Origin of the sequence: Sphingobium sp. B2 (assembly GCF_007693735.1) — a bacterium.
Taxonomy (GTDB): Bacteria; Pseudomonadota; Alphaproteobacteria; order Sphingomonadales; family Sphingomonadaceae; genus Sphingobium; species Sphingobium xenophagum.
In genome coordinates this window covers 15166-30378 of record NZ_VDBZ01000009.1, presented here as the reverse complement: position 1 = coordinate 30378, position 15213 = coordinate 15166, and the positions used below count along the sequence as shown (strand labels likewise).

General features: G+C 59.8%; 14 protein-coding genes. 3 read left to right on the top strand and 11 right to left on the bottom strand.

Translation table 11 applies throughout. The features are described from left to right. The first annotated feature begins 34 nt into the window (after positions 1 to 34). The gene (locus FE851_RS24920; RefSeq protein WP_007406847.1) at positions 35 to 454 is read left to right on the top strand and encodes a MerR family transcriptional regulator; all 420 of its coding nucleotides are present in this window, start codon (positions 35 to 37) and stop codon (positions 452 to 454) included. Here FE851_RS24920 and FE851_RS24915 read toward each other — a convergent pair. Continuing rightward, positions 448 to 1650, bottom strand: a complete 1203-nt coding sequence (locus tag FE851_RS24915; RefSeq protein ID WP_013039112.1) for an aspartyl protease family protein — start codon at positions 1648 to 1650, stop codon at positions 448 to 450. The two genes, FE851_RS24920 and FE851_RS24915, sit on opposite strands and share 7 nt — an antisense overlap. Before the next feature lie 289 nt (positions 1651 to 1939). Continuing rightward, positions 1940 to 2512, bottom strand: a complete 573-nt coding sequence (locus tag FE851_RS24910; RefSeq protein ID WP_009824027.1) for a recombinase family protein — start codon at positions 2510 to 2512, stop codon at positions 1940 to 1942. 191 nt (positions 2513 to 2703) lie between these two features. Here FE851_RS24910 and FE851_RS24905 point away from each other — a divergent pair, with 191 nt between their 5' ends. Then, on the top strand, positions 2704 to 4104 hold the full coding sequence (locus FE851_RS24905) for a Mu transposase C-terminal domain-containing protein (protein ID WP_004212864.1): 1401 nt from the start codon (positions 2704 to 2706) through the stop codon (positions 4102 to 4104). Beyond that, positions 4031 to 4909, top strand: coding sequence for an AAA family ATPase (locus FE851_RS24900; RefSeq protein ID WP_009824028.1), 879 nt, complete (start codon positions 4031 to 4033; stop codon positions 4907 to 4909). Before FE851_RS24905 ends, FE851_RS24900 begins: the two co-directional genes overlap by 74 nt. A gap of 220 nt (positions 4910 to 5129) precedes the next feature. On the opposite strand, the gene FE851_RS24895 is transcribed toward FE851_RS24900, so the two are convergent. From FE851_RS24895 to FE851_RS24855, 9 genes are all read right to left on the bottom strand, one after another. Then, a complete protein-coding gene (locus FE851_RS24895; RefSeq protein ID WP_050763085.1) occupies positions 5130 to 6617 on the bottom strand; it encodes an efflux transporter outer membrane subunit in 1488 nt (495 codons plus the stop codon). Positions 6618 to 6624: 7 nt separating this feature from the next. Then, positions 6625 to 8130, bottom strand: a complete 1506-nt coding sequence (locus tag FE851_RS24890) for an MDR family MFS transporter (protein ID WP_009824031.1) — start codon at positions 8128 to 8130, stop codon at positions 6625 to 6627. Positions 8131 to 8183: 53 nt separating this feature from the next. After that, a complete protein-coding gene (locus FE851_RS24885) occupies positions 8184 to 9332 on the bottom strand; it encodes an HlyD family secretion protein (protein ID WP_009824032.1) in 1149 nt (382 codons plus the stop codon). A gap of 568 nt (positions 9333 to 9900) precedes the next feature. Further along, complete coding sequence (locus FE851_RS24880; protein ID WP_009824033.1) at positions 9901 to 10374, bottom strand: hypothetical protein; 474 nt, start codon at positions 10372 to 10374, stop codon at positions 9901 to 9903. A 149-nt stretch (positions 10375 to 10523) separates the two neighbouring features. Next, positions 10524 to 11102 carry a DUF4142 domain-containing protein gene (locus FE851_RS24875; RefSeq protein ID WP_225870697.1) on the bottom strand — a complete coding sequence of 193 codons (579 nt, stop codon included), beginning with the start codon at positions 11100 to 11102 and terminating at the stop codon, positions 10524 to 10526. Between the two features lie 399 nt (positions 11103 to 11501). Next, on the bottom strand, positions 11502 to 12086 hold the full coding sequence (locus tag FE851_RS24870; protein ID WP_186378984.1) for an ABC-type transport auxiliary lipoprotein family protein: 585 nt from the start codon (positions 12084 to 12086) through the stop codon (positions 11502 to 11504). Positions 12087 to 12196: 110 nt separating this feature from the next. Next, positions 12197 to 13126 (bottom strand): MlaD family protein, encoded by a 930-nt coding sequence (locus FE851_RS24865; RefSeq protein WP_009824036.1) that lies wholly within the window; start codon positions 13124 to 13126, stop codon positions 12197 to 12199. Next, complete coding sequence (locus FE851_RS24860) at positions 13126 to 13914, bottom strand: ABC transporter ATP-binding protein (protein ID WP_009824037.1); 789 nt, start codon at positions 13912 to 13914, stop codon at positions 13126 to 13128. The genes FE851_RS24865 and FE851_RS24860 overlap by 1 nt, the downstream gene beginning before the upstream one ends. Next, positions 13911 to 15020, bottom strand: coding sequence for an ABC transporter permease (locus FE851_RS24855; RefSeq protein WP_031291247.1), 1110 nt, complete (start codon positions 15018 to 15020; stop codon positions 13911 to 13913). Before FE851_RS24855 ends, FE851_RS24860 begins: the two co-directional genes overlap by 4 nt. Positions 15021 to 15213 lie beyond the last annotated feature (193 nt).

Below are 15213 nucleotides of genomic sequence, written 5' to 3'. Positions count from 1 at the left end.
AAATGTGCGACACGTTCGCATAAGCAAGGATGGCATGATGAAGCCGGTGATGATTGGGCAGCTCGCCAGCGAGACCTCGACGAAGGTGACGACGATCCGCTTTTATGAGTCGATCGGGTTGCTCCGATCCGCCCCTCGCACGGCGTCGGGTCGCAGAACCTACGATGCCAGTGACATTGAGCGTTTGCACTTCATCCGCAACGGTCGCCGGCTTGGCTTCTCCGTCGACGAGATCCGTTCGTTGATGGGGCTGGCGCAGAACCCGGACCAGGATTGTGGTGCCGCCTCAGCTATCGCTGCTCAGCACCTCAAGGATGTGGAGGAGAGACTGGCGCAACTCGCGGTGTTGCGGGATGAGTTGGCAATGCTCAGCCAGAGCTGCACCAAGGCGCGCATGGCCGATTGTCGGATCATGAAGGCGATCGGCAAAGGCCACCCTCAAGCCGATCAATAATAATCGGCCAGCCTGAGCTCGCGCACATCACCCGAGGCCATCGTCAGCTTTACGAGGGTGCCAGCAGGCCGGGAGCGCACTTGCCAGAGCTCCCCACGCGTATAGTTCGCATCGATCGAATGGCCGTTCACCGCCACGATCCGGTCGCCGACCGCCCAGCCAGCCTTTTCCGCGGGACTGTTCGCCGCCACATGAACAACGGTGAGCGCCGTTGGTGAGGCTGCGAGGCCAAGGCCGCTACGGTCCTTCAGCATCGGCAGGCGACGACGAGGACCGAGTGGCCGGAGCCACACGAATCCGGCGGTCACGTCGAACACCACGTCGAATTGAGCGATCAGCGGTAGGCCGACATTGCCAACCGTGCTGGTGGAGAGCCAAGCTCTCATCCCGAGTGTGGGGACGTTCGAGACGCCAAGCCCTTCGATGTTGATGTTCTGGATCGTGAAAGCATCGTTGATACGCACACCATCGACGCCGCCGATCGCCGCGGTCGAGACGAGCTTCCCGTTCAACAGCCCTTGATCGCGGGCATAGGCCGACGAGAGCATCAGCGCGGCCGAGCTGCCAAGATCGATCATCAAGGGCACGGGAGGCAAACCCGAGACGGAAGCTCGAATGAACAGCTCCTGCTTGGCACCGCGCCCGAGCGCGACAGCGCGCCAGTCGGGACCGGCGAGAAACGTGCCTGACTTGACGACCGCCATACGCCTTTTCGCGAAATCGAGCGCGATGCAGCTACCCGTGAACATATCGGCACCGAGGAGGATATCGATCGGTCGTCCGAAGGCCGCCGACACTGAACTCAGATCACCAACGACGGCAAAGGGTAAGCGACGGGTTTCGCGGGCGAGCTGTACGTCGATGTCGCGGACCAGCAGCACCGGGGCCTTGGCGCTCAGCCCGCTAATCATGCGCCGCTCACCATCGTTCAAGCCGAGCTTCGCCGCGAGCGCCGTGCTCATGATCGACGCGCCGCTGCCACTGTCGAGCACCGCCCGCACCGGCACTCCGCGCACTTGTGCCGAAACAAGGAGGGTATCACCCGTGCCGACTTCCAGCGGCTCCCATTCGAGGTGAGCCGCACCGAAGTTCCACGAGCCCGCAGACCGGGAAGTCTGTCGCGCGAGCGTTGGAGAACCGAGCACCAAGCCGGTTCCACAGGCCACCAGCCGCGCCACTAATGAGCGTCGAGACATACCGATTGCTTCAACACGGGCCGTCAAAAAGCCACCTCCAGCCCCCCGTCCGCAGGAGAGCAAATTGCGGTTACATGCTCCAGCCACTGGAGGAGCAAGTGCTTTTGGTGCGCCCGAAAATCCTCAGAAGCGCTTGGAGAACTTTAGATGAAGGATGGTGCAGACCGCTTAGATGCCTTCCCGATAACGAACGGTTCCGGGGGACGCTGGGCCGATCGGGACCGCGAACGGTGTAAACGCTCGCGCTAAGTGGCGGCATTCTGATCGCGCTATTTGTCGGCGAGCGTCGCTACGCGGCTACCGGCTTGGTCTCGGCCGATCGCACATAGGCGTAGAGTTTTGGCTTGGAGATGCCGAGCATCGAGCAAATCTTGGCGATCGGCATCGTGTTCTCGTGGTAGAGCCTGACGGGCAGGTCGCGCTTGTCCTTGCCGAGTGCGGCCGGCCGGCCACCCTTCTTGCCGCGAGCGCGGGCTGCGGTGAGACCGGCCTGGGTCCGCTCGCGGATCAGGTTGCGCTCGAACTCCGCCAATGCCCCGAACAGGTGGAAGGTAAGCTTGCCCGACGTGGTGGTCGTGTCGATCGCCTCGTGCAGGCTCAGCAGCCCGACCTTTTCCTCGTCGAGGTAGGTCATCCATCCGATCAGATCACGGAGCGAGCGGCCGAGCCTGTCGAGGCGCCAGACCACCAGTGTGTCGCCGGCGCGAAGCAGCTCCTTCACCTTTTCCAATCCAGGGCGAGCGGCAGTCGCCCCGGAGGCCTTGTCGGTGATGACCTTCTCGCAGCCGGCAGCCTTCAGCGCATCACGCTGGAGGTCCAGGTTCTGCTCGGCGGTCGATACGCGGGCGTAACCGATTTTCATGCGTAGGGCCGGTGGCGCCCCGATCGGGCGCGGTTTGGGAAGAAAGTCGTCATCGGCAGGTCTATGTTGCCCTAGTTTTCTTTACCGGGTAGATTTACGTCGAACAGGCCGGTTTGGCAACGCGAGCGGACTCGCATGGCGATGGGCAGGCAAATCTCCGTTTTCCTTACCTGCGACACGGACCGTCGGCGGTGACGCATCCGGCGCTTGTCCCGCCGCTGGCGATCGAGCGCTACCGCGTCCTTGAACCGCACCTCGCCGATGGCATCCCGCTCGCGGACCTCGCCCGCACCGGCACGCTGAGCGAGCGGACGTTGCAGCGCTGGCTCGGGCGCTACCGTGCCGAAGGACTTGCCGGTCTCGCGCGTCTGCCGCGCAACGATCGGGGCAGGCTGCACCTGCCGGAACATCTGGTCGAACTGACCCGCACTCTCGCCACCAAGCGCCCGCGACCCCCGGTCGCCGCCATTCACCGAAAGGTGCAGGAACTCGCCATCGCGCATGGACACCGAACCCCCAGCTATGCGGCCGTCGCGCGTGTCGTCAGGGCGATACCGGCAAGCCAGATCGCCGCAGCCTCCGATCCGGCCGTCTACCGCGACCAGCACGAGCTAGTGCATCGGCGCGAAGCCGCGACCTCGAACGAGATGTGGCAGGCCGATCATACCGTTCTCGACATTCTCGTGCTCGATGATGCCGGAACCCCGGTGCGTCCTTGGCTGACCGTCATCGTTGACGATCACAGCCGAGCCATCGCCGGTTACTTCCTCAGCCTCGATGCCCCCAGTGCCCTCAACACGGCGCTCGCCTTGCGGCAGGCGATCTGGCGCAAGCCCAATCCCGAATGGATCGTCAGCGGCATTCCCGAACAGCTTTACGTCGACAACGGCTCGGATTTCATCTCCGAGCATATCGAGCAGGCGTGCATCGCCCTCAAAATCCGCCTCATCCATTCGCTGCCGGGGCGTCCTCGCGGGCGCGGCAAGATCGAGCGGCTGTTCCGCACCATCAACGACATGTTCCTGCCCGACCTGCCCGGCCACCTGATCGCGGGCAAGCCGCTGTCGGCGCCAGTGCTCACGCTCGACGAGCTGCGCGCCCGCTTCGAGGCGTTCGTGTGCGGCGTCTATCATCGTCGCCCGCATGGCAGCACCGGCGAACCGCCGATCACGCGCTGGCAGAAGGGCGGGTTCCTGCCCGCAATGCCCGACAGCCTTGAACAGCTCGACATGCTGCTCGTGCACGTGCCCAAGCCCCGTAAAGTGCTGCGCGACGGCATCCGTCTGATGGGCAGGCGCTATGTCGAACCCACGCTCGCGGCCTTCGTCGGCGAGCAGGTCGAGGCGGTCTATGACCCCCGCGACCTGACCGAGATCCACGTCTACCACCAGGGCCGGTTCGTCTGCCGTGCGCTCAGCTCCGAGCACGCTGGGCACCCGTCGTTGCGCGCGATCCAGCGCGCCCGGCGCGGCGCGAAGGAGCGCGACAAGCAGGTGCCTGCCCCCACGGAGACCTTCGATGGCGACCAAGAGGATACGGCTTCCCGGCCCACCACCTACCGAGGGCTCCGGCTCTACGCCGCTGACGATTGAGTTCCTGGTCGAGCAGCCGTTCCTGGCGACCCGCGAACATGCCCGGTTCGTCGAGTTTGCCGAAGCCTGCGCGCACTACCGCTATATCGGCGTGTGTCATGGCCGGCCGGGCGTCGGAAAGACGCGATCGGCGCGCGAGTTTTCCAGCTTCCCCGACCTGGGGGAATATGCCGCGCTCCGTCCCATTGCCGCGCTCCTTGGCGAAAAGGTCGCTCGCTGCCGCGCCGTCTTCTACACCGTGTCGGTCAGCAACACGCCCAAGACGATCGACGCGGTGTTGGGCCTCAACCTCATTAAGCTGGGCTATGCCCGGCTGACGGTCGCGGGCGGCTCGCAGGACGAAATCACCCATGACGCCGCCCGCATCGCCTGCCCCCTCGTCATCGTCGACGAGGCCGACCGCCTGACCATAAAGTCGCTCGAACATCTCCGCGACATGGCCGATCGCCACGGCTTCGGGCTGATCCTGATGGGTATGCCGGGCTTGGAGAAGCGCCTCGCCCGCTATGCCCAGCTCTACTCGCGGATCGGCTTCGTCCACGAGTTCAAACCGCTTACCGAGACCGAAATGCGGCTGCTGCTCGCGACCCACGCCGGCGATTTCGGGATCAGCTTCGACCCGGCCCAACTCGACGCGATCGAAGCGCAGGCAGCCGTGATCCGCATCACGCGCGGCAACTTCCGGCTCATGGAGCGCCTGTTCGCGCAGATGCGGCGGATCATGACCCTCAACCGCGTCGAGGAGGTCACCGCTGACATCGTTCAGGCCGCGCGCGATTGCCTCGTCATCGGACCCGGCAACTGACAAATAGCGCGATCAGAACGCCGCCATTTAGCGCGAGCGTTTACACCCCCGTCAAACACATCGCAATCGCCCCGGGGCGCGTTACCCCGCGAAACTCTGTATAATCGCAAGGGCCGCAGGATGGATGCCGAACAGGCGGGTTGCCCTGTGCCAAAAGTCATCATTGGCGGTGGGCAGGGCCGCCGATTCTTGTATTGGCAAGTCCGGACAGATACCATCATTATTTGCTCATAAGGGCTGAGGCTTGACTCCCAGCTTCTGTCCATCCCAGTCCAAGCGACTTCTGTATGGCAACATAGCTGGCGGTGAGGGCCGCAACCGCACTGTGCAGGTTTGCCTCTGCAAGCCGCTGCTGGCGGTCAGCCTCAAGAGCGTCGCCTCTCGAAATGACCTGCCGCGCATAGCGCTGCCGCATCAGCGTTGCCGCTTCATCTGCTGACCGCTTGATTTCGGCAAAAGCGGCGACGTTTCGCCTTTGCTGTGCAAAGCGCGCAAGCGACGTCTCCGCATCCTCAAGCGCGCCGAGCACTACCTGCCGATATTGTGCCTCGGCTTCATCGCGACCAGAGCGTGCCTGTGATATCGCCGCTGACGTTCGTCCAAAATCGAGCAAGCCCCATTGCAGCTGAGGGACGGCGATGTTGGAAATATTGCCCAGATCTACCAGGTCTCCGATCGACGTGCCGCCAATCCCGAGAATCCCCATGAAGCTGATTTTCGGAAAACGAGCTGCTTCCGCGACTCCTATCCGGGAAGTTGTGGCAGCGAGACTGCGCTCCGCAGCGCGGATGTCGGGACGGCGACGCAGGAGCGCCGAAGGGTCTCCGATCGACACCCGCGCAGGGGGCATCGGGATATCGCGCCGTGGCGTCAATAGCGGATCGAGAGATCCCGGCGCTTCACCGGCGAGAACCGCTAGCGCATTCATATATATTACGATCTCAGCATCGGCTGCGGCGAGATCGCTGATCGTGGCCTGAACCGCGCGGTTCGCTTGGCCGACAGTAAAGGCCGGGATTGTGCCTTGCCCGAAACGCTGCCGGGCTAGGGCGAGCTGCTGCCGCTGAATGTCGAGACCTTCGCGAAAAGCGGCGGCGCGCTGCTGCCGGTCACGAAGATTGGTATAGGTCTGCGCGACTTCAGCGCTGAGCTGGACCTTTGCGTCTGCAACATTATACGCCGCTGCCGCCGCCAGCGCGTTTGCCGCTTCGATTTTTCGCACCTGCCCGCCCGCGAGATCTATTTCCCAGTTTGCGTTCAGACCAAGGTTGTAGAAACGCAGAGACGTGTCCGCATCCTGGGCGGATGAAGGCGCCGGAACAGGTGTGGGTGTAGTACTTCCTTGACTGGTCTGGAGATCGATCCCGGGAAGATCGGCAAATATGGCCGTGCCCTGAGCACCAGCCGTCGGCAGGCGGTTTGCTCGCTCCTGGCGTACAGACGCACGGGCTTGGCGAAGTCGGGCCTGCGCAACATCAATCGAGGGATTCGCGACAAGAGTGCGCCGCTCGAGCTCATCGAGAACCGGATCTTGCAGCGTCGCCCACCATTCGGCGAGTTCAGGCTCGCTGGTCGATGCATCTGCTGGTTGACGAACGAATGTTGGCCGCGGCGCGGCTTGGCCGAGCTCTGGTGGTCCGGAATAGTCCGGGCCGACCACACATCCACCAAGGAGCAGCGGAAGGATGAGACCACTTAACTTTGCCATTACCACCTCAATGCATCGTCAGCGACATCCCCTTGGGGAGCGGGCGAAGGAAAAACACGAACGGGAGCGTCACAAAAGTCGCTACCGCCATCGTCAAAAATATGTCGTTATAGGTCATGACGAACGCCTGCTGCTGAATAGTGCCAGCGAGCGACTGAAGGCCGGCGTCCATATTTCCCAGAGTATGAGACATCCCCGCGATATACTCCTGCACGCTTGGATCGTTTGCCCACAGCGTTTCCTCCATCCGTCGGCTGTGGAGTGACATGCGCTGGTCCTGGAACGACGTCAGGGCCGCCAGAGCGAATGAGCCACCGAGGTTTCGCGCAGCATTGAAGATGCCCGAGGCATCTCCAGCATCCTCCTTGCTGACTGAGGTAATGGCGGCTTGGTTCAGAAAGAGCATGACAAAGATCATCCCCACCCCGCGCAGCAGCTGACCGGTAGTAAAGGCTTCGCCTGCGGATTCCACTGTGAGACTGGTGTTCACAAAGCAGCTAGCAGCCATAAGCGCGAGGCCAGCACCAACGGCCAGCCTGATGTCGACAAACCGCATCAGAAACGGTACGAATGGCATCACAAAGAAGGCAGGAACGCCCATGAGAAAAATGACCTGTCCGGTCTCGAGGGCATTATAGTCGGCGATAAGCGACAGGAACTGCGGGATGACGAAGGTCGATCCGTACATCACCATGCCCAGCGCTAGCGCCATTATAACGACGCTGCCGAACTGTCTGCTCATGACGATTCGCAACTTAAGGACGGGCTTTGTTGCCCGGATCTGTCCGATCCCCAACATCACAAACCCTGCTACTGTTATAAACGTCAGCCGGATGATAAGCGTCGATTCGAACCAGTCTTCACGGTGCCCCTCCTCGAGCACGATCGTCAGTCCTCCAAGGCCAAGGATCAGGCCTATAATACCCAACCAGTCGGCCTCGCGAAGATAGACCCAATTCGTACGTTCGTGCGGCAGGCCGAGCAACAGGAGCAAGAGGAGTATCCCGCAGACCGGCACATTGACGAAGAAGGCATAATGCCAGCTCAAATTTTCCGTCAGCCAGCCACCGAGCAAGGGGCCAAGAACGGGCCCCAAGATTACTGTCATTCCGAAAAGGGCCATCCCGATAGGCTGCTGGGGTGGCGGGAGTCGCTTTGCGACAATCGTCATGGCGGTCGGTATCAGCAGCCCTCCCATAAGGCCCTGCCCGGTTCGTCCGATGATCATCGTCATAAGGTCGGTGGCGATGCCGCATAGGATGGAGAACCCGGTAAAGGCAGTCACGGAAATGAGAAGGAGGGTTCTCAGTCCCAAAAGCCGCTCCAGCCAAGCGCTCAGCGGAATGACGACGATCTCGGCAACGAGAAAGGCGGTGGCGATCCACGTTCCCTCAGTGCCGGTTGCTCCGATTTCGCCTTGGATCGTTGGCAGTGCCGAGTTGACGATCGAGATGTCGAGGGTCGCCAGCAGTGCGCCGAGCGAGCCGGCAGCCACAGCGATCCAAGCGGTCAAGTCCGCACGCGCGGAACGAGCTGCGTCTGGAGATGCTGTGACCGTGACCACTGTCAACGCTTCCGGCTTACGGCCTGACGGAGTCGATCCATCTCTCCTCTGGCTGAACGCGTATCGACCGTTACTCCAACCGACATTCCCGGCACAAGGAGCCTGCGCACTTCGAGAGGAGCATCGATTGCAATGCGTACAGGCACGCGCTGTACGATCTTTGTGAAGTTTCCGGTCGCATTCTGGGGGGGGAGCACCGAGAACTGGGCGCCCGTGCCAGGAGCGACACTGGCAATACGCCCGGTCAGTTCGACGCCAGGGAGCGCATCGATTTCGATGCCAACAGGCTGGCCGACGCGCATAAGCCCCAGTTGAGTCTCTTTGAAATTCGCCTCTATGAACAATCGATCGACAGGAACCAGTGTCATCAGGCGCGTACCGGGCTGCACGAATTGCCCGACACGGACAGCCAGGTCGCCCACACGGCCATTGATGGCAGCCTTAAGCACTGTCGATTCGACGTTGACGCGCGCCACCTTGAGTTGGGCACGCGCGGCCTCTGCTTGCGACTGGGCCTGACGTACCTGCGCGCTCAGTGTACCGACACGCCGTTGCGCGGCAATCAGCGCGGCATGCGCAGCATTGGTTCGCTCGCGAGCTTGCCGTGCCTGCGTCTGAAGCTGCGCGAAACGCTCCCCTGGCTCGGCGCCGGATGCGGCAAGCGGCTGATATCGCGTAACCTGCTGTGCGGCGAAAGCAGCCTCGGCGCGCGCCGCGTCGAGCTGGGCTTGCGCTTGCGCTATGGTTGCCTGTTGTTCGGAAATCTGAGAGCGCGTCGTATCCCCCGCAGCCGTTGCCGTTTCGATCTGGCTGGTAATCTGTTCAGTCTGCGCCCGATATTCGCGGGGATCGAGTTCAGCTAGAGACTGCCCCTGCCGAACCGTCTGATTCTCGATAACGAACACCCGTTCAACATATCCGGCGATCTTGGGCGCTGTGATGACGGAATCCGCCGCAACATAGGCGTTGTCGGTCACCTGCATGTATCGGCCCCGGTTCTGATGATCCAAGTACCAGACAAGGCCACCAATGAGCAGCAAGATCGCGCTAATGAGCATCGCCAGGCGAACGCGTGGCGATTTAAGCGGGGACGCTGCCGATTCGCCGAGGCCCTCAGGATCCGCCGAAGCAGTGGCCGACTTGTCCGCCATATAAATTACAATTCCCCATGATGCGCGGTGCGGTTCTGCTCTTGCAGCATTAAAGGGCGCTCGGCAATTGCATATTATATGGAACCTCAGCGTTTACGCCCCTATCATTCGCTCTTGCCCGACGCCGCTGGACCGGTACTAACCATCAGCCGCCCTATCAGGCTGTAGCTCCCCCCAACTTCACGTCAGAATCAGAATATACCGAGGAACGATTTGTTAAGCTGGGGCACAAATACAGAAGCTGAACGCGCATGATGCCCACCATTTCGGCGAGAAGATTACTGGTGCCTACAGGACGGTCGATAAAAACTGAGCCGAGATCCGATGTCCAGGTTCAATCCGCGCAACGATGGGCTATCGTGATATGAGCAGCGCCATCCGAAAATTGCCGTGCCACTTTGATTGGATGGGTGCCGTCACCTTGTCCGACAGCGATATTATGGGCGGTCTCGACCGCTAGTACTTTCTTGTTAGTCTCGCCGGAGTTATTGCCCTGCAATGCCAAGCTCACGAGATAATGCGCAGCCTCACACAGCGGCATTGAATTCAATAGCGTCAGCTTTCGTCGTTAATTTTTACTACCCGGACAGCGCCGTGCGAGCGCTGTTCCACGAAGAAAGCCGCGGCGCGCGAAGCCGGCGTCGATTGCTGACGCCAGGCGTCTTTCGGCCGGAGCTGCGCCCGAAATCTCCCGAACTAAGCCCCGAAACGGTATGATTGTGTTAACAATAGTTTTTCCTCCAGCCTCGGCTAGCCGACCAGGCCTGTTCTCTTTTTTGTTGTTGCCGACGGCAAAATCAGGTCCGAGGACGCTATCGAGCTCCGTGGTTGCGGCCTTGATCTGCGCACAGGATTTCAAACCGGAGAGGCCATATGGATTTTCTTGCGCTCTTTCCAGAATAACTGGAATTTCAGTTTTGGCCGCGCCAATATCTTTCGCCGGCTGAGTGACGATTTCCCGACCGCGGTCAACTGTCTCATCTTTTCTGGCGGGTTGCTCGGGGCTTTGTCCAAGAGCCGCCATGGCAAAAATAAGTATCATCATCCGCCAAATATCCTGAAGACAAGGTTGAAAGCATAAACACGACCGCTGTGGGGTTCACTGTTGCCGCGCTTGAAATAACAGCAGATGCCCACAAGGGCATGACGATCACATTGAGTGGCGCCCGTGAAGAACGGGCGCCACTATGATCATTGACCGCCGGTCAATGCTGAAGGAAGAAGTGCCTTCCCGTTGGTGAGTTCTTGCTCAAGTGTGGGAACGGCGGTGCCCGCGACTTGCTTCAAGGCTGGGTCGGTGCCGTCTTGCGCATAGCCCTTGTTGATGGCCCATGCCGCCTGCAGTACCTGGGCGGACTGGGATAGATAAAGATTATCGAAGCTGCCGCGCGGCGTCTTCTGGAGCAGCTTCACGAGTGCGGCTCTGTCGGAGGAAAGCGATGACGATGGCGCTTTTATCGTCCGCTGATCGTTGCGCAGCGCCGCCATGAGAGCTTTCTGGGCGATTTGCGCTTCTGTCTGAACACGTTTGGCATAAGCCTTCACATCGTCACGCTGGGCCTTGGTCACGGCGAGCTGCGCCGCTTTTATTTGATAGAGGTTCGCATCCGATGCAGCCATCACAAACGCTGGCTCATTCTGTCCAGCTATCGGTGTCGTGCCGGTATCCATGCTCGACATTGAACCTGTGTTCGTTGGCGAAACAGCTTGGGCAAGAGCCCCTGAACCTGAAAGCGCTAGCGCGCCCGCGGCCATAATGACTTTCAGCATAGTACCTTCTCCGTAGAATAGATTGCGAGCGGTCAAGTGGCCGCATCACGTTAAACGTGACCACGTCGTAACGATGCTGTTGGATAATCGTTCCACCATCACCCGCATTGCATAAATTGAATTGTCAAATCAATAGCAATTGAATCGGCAGCAGATTCCATTGGCTAATCGGATAGAAATATTAGGAATTGCAAGATTTGACTTATCACATGGTCGATATGCTATCGCTTATTAAGACCTGGAACCCGATATTCACTATCTTACTTAATTTGGCTCCGATCGGGTCGGTCCTTCAAATAAAAACAAAACTCGTAGATACCTACGAAGGTATCCGGCGCATGGCGATTTTGTACATGCAATTACGCCCGAAAGTTGCTGAGATCGGCGACAGGCTCATGATCAATTTATCTCCTGCTTGCGATCCATCCGATCCTTGGATGTATCTAGCGCGCGCTCTGTGGAATGCTTCCGCGCTGTATCCGCGGACCAATCCGTCAATTCTGTGGTTGAGCGAGCTACTGCACGATCGAAAGCGGCGACTATCCCACTTGTGGTATTTGCGGAAGCTGGCTCCTGCACCAAGAAGCGCTTGGCCTCGACGGGACGACGATCAGAAAGATCAAACAGGGTTGCATCGCCTTCGATAATGACAGTGGGCGGTGCTTTTTCACCCCCATCTAGGGCATACCTTGCTTCGAATCGCTCGATATCAATCTGCAGCGCATGCGATGCCCCGGTGGCGTTTCTCACGCCCGTCAGGCGCACGTCAGGTGCCCGCGCCGCATATTGACGCATCAGCGCCTGGGTGAAAAGATCGGGGACCGGCGCCACCCAACGAACCCCCTTGAGGTAGAGCGCACGCTCCCCCCGCGTGGTGAGCATGCGATCGCCCTCCACCTCCTGCGAGAACCGGGGGCGAAGCAGAGATACAGAGCGAGTCGGGAGCGCACCCTGCATCCCGGTGACGGGCGTGGGGTCAACCACGCCAAACCTGAAAAGGTCAGCGCGCTCGCCGCCGCCTAGCAGGTTTCCACAGCTAGCCAGCAGCAAGGCGCTCGACAGAAGTGCAAAAGTCCGATTCCTGGTTGATAATGTCACTTAGGCAACTCCAGTTCAGTACCCCGGCTTTTGGCCAGAGCTTCGCGGGGACTTTGTCGGATCCCGCGAATTAGCCCGTCCAGCGATTCAGCTGTTTCTTGCAATGTCAGCATAGTCGCATTGATATTAGGGATCGTGGTCGTGCCGATATCGGCGCTTTGCGTGTCGAGTTTGGCGATCACGCCGCGAGCCTCATGAACTGCCGATTTGAGCTCGTTTGCCGCTTGGGAGATGTCGGCGAAGGCGCGCTTGCCATCGCCATCGGCAATCTGCCGAACGGACGAGGCCGCGCCCTGAATATCGTCAGCCGCCCGATCCAGTTTGGCGAGCGCAGAACCGGCATGGGCGAACATGGTCCGATTGGCCGCCAGTTCCGCCGTAGTCATTCGGACATCGCGAATGGCGCCGCCGATGTTGGCGATATTACGGTCAGACAGGACCTTGTTCACACGGCTCAGTGCCTCGGTCGCGCTTGCCACCACCTGTCCGCCGCCTTGCAGCAACGAAGACATAGCGTTGGGCTTGCTGGGGATGACAGGTCGCTTACCGTGATCATTGGTCTTGAGAAGGGGCTTGCTCGGCGTGCCAGCGCTGATTTGAACGATGCTGACCCCTGAGATGCCCTGACTTTCAGAGGATGCGACCGAATCTTCGCGGACCGGTGTCCCGCGCGTCAGTTCGATATCCGTGATAACACGGTTGGGGTCGCGTTGGTCGAGGCGGATTCCGCCGATTTCCCCGACCTTGATGCCGTTGAACTGCACTTCGCCTCCAACGCTTAAGCCTCTGACCGGCCCATGAAACACGATCTGGTAAGAATCACTTCCTTTGGCCGAACCGCCGAGCCAGACAACAAAAACAAGCGTGGCGATAAGCAACGCGATGGAGGCGGCGCCTACCAGAGCATAGTTGGCATGGCGTTCCATCAGCTTTCTTTCTCTTTTTTGGCGGCACGGCCTCGCGGTCCCAGAAGATAGCTCCGGATCCACGGGTGATCTGACCGTTCAAGTTCTTTGATCGTTGCAACAGCGGCGATTTTCTTGTCAGCGACAACCGCAACGCGGTCGCAAATCGCGTACAGAGTATCGAGGTCGTGGGTGATTATGAACACGGTGAAGCCAAGAGCATCCCGCAATGTTCTGATAAGATCATCGAATTCGGCTGCAGCAATTGGATCGAGGCCGGCAGTCGGCTCGTCGAGAAAGAGGATATCCGGATCCAGCGCGATTGCGCGGGCTACCCCCGCGCGCTTGCGCATTCCGCCAGATAGCTCGGCAGGCTTCAAGCAGCCTGCATCTTCCGGCAAACCAGCAAGCTTGATCTTCAGCCTTGCAAGATCGTGCACATACTCATGTGTGAGTTTCGTATGTTCTAGAAGTGGCGCCTCGACATTTTCCTGTACGGTGAGAAAGGAGAATAATGCGCCTTGCTGGAACATCACCCCAATCCGACGCTCGACTTCACTGTGCGCTTGCGGATCGCGGATGTCCTGCCCGAATATCTCGACGGATCCGCCATCGGGCTGCTTGAGGCCCAGGATAGTGTTGAGCAGCACCGACTTACCGGAACCCGATCCGCCAACCACACCCAATATCTCACCGCGCTTGACCTCAAGGCCGAGATCCTCATGGATGACCTTGTCGCCAAAAGCCGTGCGCAGGCCTTTGACGCGAATGGGCACGTCTTCGGCATCGGTTTCCAGAGGCGCGCTCACAGATCGAGCGCCATGAAGATCACCGCGAAAATCGCATCGAACATAATGACCATGAAGATTGACTGGACGACCGCGGATGTCACATTTTGACCAAGGCTTTGGACATCGCCGCCGACCATAAGGCCATGCCGACAGCCCGCAGCAGCGATGATCAGAGCCAGAAACGGCGCTTTGCACATGCCTATCCAGAAATGCTTAATGTCTACCGTTTCGAGCGTACGCTGGATGAAAAAGACCGGGCTGATATCAATCGTCACCCAACTGACCAACAGTCCGCCAGCAAGACCGCCGATATCCGCGCAGAAGGTCATGAGAGGCATCATGAGAAGCGCGGCTAATATGCGCGGGATTACCAGCGCATCGAAACGGTCCACACCCATAACCTGCATCGCATCGGTTTCCTGGTTCATCCGCATCGAACCGATCTGAGCGGCAAAGGAAGATGCGGAACGTCCAGACAGAAGGATGGCGGTGATCACTACGCCGAACTCGCGCAGGATGGCCACGCCCACCAACTGGATCGTGAACACCTCAACGCCAAGCGTTGTCAAAAGGTTGGTGCCAACAAGCGCAATGACCGCGCCGATGAAGAAGGTCATGATAAAAACTATCGGAAGCCCATTAATGCCCGCGTCCTGCATGAAAGCGACAAGCGGCGTCATGCGCAATCGGCGAGGATTGCCAAGCGTACGGCCGAGCGCGATAATAAGCTGTCCAGTGAACACCAGCATCTGGTAGGCGTCACCGGCGGTCCCGATTACCTGACGGCCGAAGCGCTCGAAAAATCCTAGAACACCAGTGACGCCAGCCTTACCGGACGACTCTTGTTCAAGGGCAGGTCGAACAAGGTCTATCAGCCTTTGCAAATCCTCTCTTTCGCCAAAGTCAATTTCGGCGCCTGGAGCCATGGACCGCAAAAGTAGGAGGGCACCAGCAGTGTCGATCCGCCCTAGAGCAGAAAGATCGAGACGCTGCACGTCTAGACTCCTGGCCGCCTGGGCATCCAGGCGCCCTTCCGCATCGCCCAAAGCAAGCGAAGTCCAGTCACCGCTCACATGCAGAGTCTGGCCGCCACCCTCGTCAATATGCCAATCTGCCGCGATCATCGCACTGGCAGCATGGGAATTGAACAGCGGACGATTTCGGCTGCTGCTGGCATCAACGCCACGCAGCGCATATCTTGAACTACGCCATGGTCAAGCATTGGGGTCTCACGATGACGATCGAGCAATGGCGCGCCAAAGGCCAAGAGCGGTCAGCTTCGTCGCAGTCATAACTTTATCCTCTCCTCTTGCCATG

Coding starts and splice junctions, on each gene's coding strand:
- FE851_RS24920 (WP_007406847.1), top strand. CDS start 35: ATGATGAAGCCGGTGATGATTGGGCAGCTCGCCAGCGAGACCTCGACG.
- FE851_RS24915 (WP_013039112.1), bottom strand. CDS start 1,650: ATGTCTCGACGCTCATTAGTGGCGCGGCTGGTGGCCTGTGGAACCGGC.
- FE851_RS24910 (WP_009824027.1), bottom strand. CDS start 2,512: ATGAAAATCGGTTACGCCCGCGTATCGACCGCCGAGCAGAACCTGGAC.
- FE851_RS24900 (WP_009824028.1), top strand. CDS start 4,031: ATGGCGACCAAGAGGATACGGCTTCCCGGCCCACCACCTACCGAGGGC.
- FE851_RS24895 (WP_050763085.1), bottom strand. CDS start 6,617: ATGGCAAAGTTAAGTGGTCTCATCCTTCCGCTGCTCCTTGGTGGATGT.
- FE851_RS24885 (WP_009824032.1), bottom strand. CDS start 9,332: ATGGCGGACAAGTCGGCCACTGCTTCGGCGGATCCTGAGGGCCTCGGC.
- FE851_RS24880 (WP_009824033.1), bottom strand. CDS start 10,374: ATGATACTTATTTTTGCCATGGCGGCTCTTGGACAAAGCCCCGAGCAA.
- FE851_RS24875 (WP_225870697.1), bottom strand. CDS start 11,102: ATGCTGAAAGTCATTATGGCCGCGGGCGCGCTAGCGCTTTCAGGTTCA.
- FE851_RS24865 (WP_009824036.1), bottom strand. CDS start 13,126: ATGGAACGCCATGCCAACTATGCTCTGGTAGGCGCCGCCTCCATCGCG.
- FE851_RS24855 (WP_031291247.1), bottom strand. CDS start 15,020: ATGATCGCGGCAGATTGGCATATTGACGAGGGTGGCGGCCAGACTCTG.